This window comes from Acaryochloris sp. IP29b_bin.137 (assembly GCF_028285745.1).
Lineage (GTDB): Bacteria > Cyanobacteriota > Cyanobacteriia > Thermosynechococcales > Thermosynechococcaceae > Acaryochloris.
This window is the reverse complement of the sequence record NZ_JANQOP010000132.1, coordinates 1-2,083: the sequence shown is the minus strand read 5'-3', so window position 1 is coordinate 2,083 and position 2,083 is coordinate 1. Positions and strand designations below refer to the sequence as shown.

Genomic DNA, 2,083 nt, shown 5'->3' with positions numbered 1-2,083 from the left:
GAATTGCCCAGAACCTTTCTTGGAAACTCTCACATACTCAAGTCTGACTCGTTTCCTGGCCTGTTGAGCAATGCGCTTCTGACTAAGATCTAGTCTTTGAAATCGTCTTTCGAGGCTGATTGATGGTTTCAGGGATCTCTGCTGGCTGGTCTGGGGTTGAGGGGTGGCCAGGGCCACGGATTTATAATTCTTTGATGGGATCTGGATGATTGGTTTAGAGGTGTTCTGGAGGACTGGCTTGGGCTTGAGAAGCTTTGTTGAAGATTCCAAGGCTAATGACCTCTGCTCGTTTCATGGTCAGTTTAACGGGACCATCTCTGAAGCTAAAGGTAACGTTGCAAAACTTACTGGTGACATTAATCTTCGCCAATAATCCTCTGGCTGCCTTTGTCTTCGCTTCCTGCTTTGACGATCCTTCACCAGTTCCTTCTAGGCTCATCGCATGGACAGCACATCGAAAGCCTTCCGGTGTCTCGGAAAACTCATACCTGGGAAAAGAAATCTGCTGCTTTTGGCAAAGCTCCTACAACTCCCCGATCGGATTCTCCACTAGACCATTCCCCTGCTTAACGGGTTTCTCTGAGGTTCCTTCTTGGTTTTCTTCGGATTCTTGGCCCGGATGTAAGGCTTCTCTGCCTGCCGAATGGCTTGCCTTCTGGCACGCTCAAGCAGGTTGATCAGGGCATCTTCTAGGTCTTCATTGGGGAAAAGGTGTGCGAGGAATCCTAGCTGTTCTTCGGTTATATGGATGATGAGGCGAGAGGTTGTTTGGGGAGCGAACATAGAGCCGGAGATTACTTTTAGGTTTGGATACAATAGTCTAAAAACAGTGTGTAGATGCTCATGCGAACCACTACTCTATACGACCAAGATTTTTTTGCCTGGACTCAACGCCAGGTAGAACTACTGCAAACACAGCAGTGGGAGCAAGTGGATATTCAAAACTTGATCGAGGAGATTGAATCGTTGGGTAAGCGGGAACGGCAGGAGCTTCGCAACCGATTGGGTGTGCTGCTGGGACATCTGCTCAAATGGCACTATCAACCAGAGGCTCGATCTAAGAGTTGGTTTTACACAATCAAGGAGCAGCGTCGGCGTATTGAGGAACATCTGACCGATAACCCCAGCCTAAAGCCCTATCTAGCGGAAGCTATTGAGCGAGGATATCAGGACGGCCTGGATTTAGTGGGGCGAGAAACTCCCCTTGATCCTAAGCAACTTCCCCAATCCTGTCCTTTCTCTGAAGTTCTCATCTTTGATGAGCCAGTGGAATTGGAGCTTTGATAAACTTCTCTTTCTGAGAAGTCAGGGCTTCAAACCCAAAATTTTGGTGTACTGATCTGTCTGTGACCTCGGCAATATATTGTTTGGAGGGTTAGGATTTGAGAATATTGCGATCGCATAATCGTCTCTGAAAAAGTGGTAACGTAAGCGATACATGAGGTTGCAGGGAATAGCTGCTTATTTCTGGTTCCATCGTTCCCCTTTTGAATTAAAACTCCAAACTATAAATTTCTAACCATGACAGATATCAGTGGCGCTGATTCTCCACGGAAGATTTATGATGTCTTGATTGTTGGAGCGGGTCCAGTGGGCTTAGCAACTGCAATCGGTTTGCGAAAGCGCGGCATCAATAACATTTTGGTCATTGATCAAACCCGTGAATTCCGTAAAGTCGGACAGGGATTAGATCTCCTACCCAATGGACTAAGAGCACTAAAGTATATAGATTCGGAGGCTTACGAGAAAATTACGGAGCATGCTTTACGTAGTTCTCTTGGAGCTAAAAAGGAACCACCCCCCCTAAATAAGAGGATATGGAGTCAAAGGAATATTCAGGGCTAATGCGGCCTCTATCTCTTCTGAAGCGACAAGACATTTGGCCAGCCAATAATGGCCTTCTCCAGAAAGGCCCAGGCTTAATGCCGTGCGAAAAGAAACCTCAGCTTGGGCATAGTCAGCTTGGGCATAGTCTTGCTGACCCTGTAGCAGCCATAGCTGGGATTCTGATGGACTAATCTTTGCTTCAGGAAAGGAACGATGAATTTGCTTCAGCTTGTCTAGGGCTTGGCGATAGTTTTGA

3 protein-coding genes and 2 pseudogenes are annotated in these 2,083 nt (G+C 46.9%); 2 read left to right on the top strand and 3 right to left on the bottom strand.

The genetic code is table 11. The features are described 5' to 3' along the window. Nucleotides 1-214 precede the first annotated feature (214 nt). Both Q0991_RS25150 and Q0991_RS25145 read right to left on the bottom strand, forming a co-directional pair. Nucleotides 215-439 carry a hypothetical protein gene (locus Q0991_RS25150; protein WP_366524941.1) on the bottom strand — a complete coding sequence of 75 codons (225 nt, stop codon included), beginning with the start codon at nucleotides 437-439 and terminating at the stop codon, nucleotides 215-217. A gap of 110 nt (nucleotides 440-549) precedes the next feature. Then, nucleotides 550-783, bottom strand: a complete 234-nt coding sequence (locus tag Q0991_RS25145) for a hypothetical protein (protein ID WP_366524940.1) — start codon at nucleotides 781-783, stop codon at nucleotides 550-552. 60 nt (nucleotides 784-843) lie between these two features. Here Q0991_RS25145 and Q0991_RS10110 point away from each other — a divergent pair, with 60 nt between their 5' ends. Both Q0991_RS10110 and Q0991_RS10105 read left to right on the top strand, forming a co-directional pair. Then, complete coding sequence (locus tag Q0991_RS10110) at nucleotides 844-1,284, top strand: DUF29 domain-containing protein (protein WP_299487971.1); 441 nt, start codon at nucleotides 844-846, stop codon at nucleotides 1,282-1,284. A gap of 237 nt (nucleotides 1,285-1,521) precedes the next feature. Beyond that, nucleotides 1,522-1,746, top strand: a pseudogene (locus Q0991_RS10105) (FAD-dependent oxidoreductase); the annotation flags it as partial. 57 nt (nucleotides 1,747-1,803) lie between these two features. Here the strand turns inward: Q0991_RS10105 and Q0991_RS10100 are convergent. Beyond that, a pseudogene (locus Q0991_RS10100) lies at nucleotides 1,804-2,083 on the bottom strand (hypothetical protein); the annotation flags it as partial.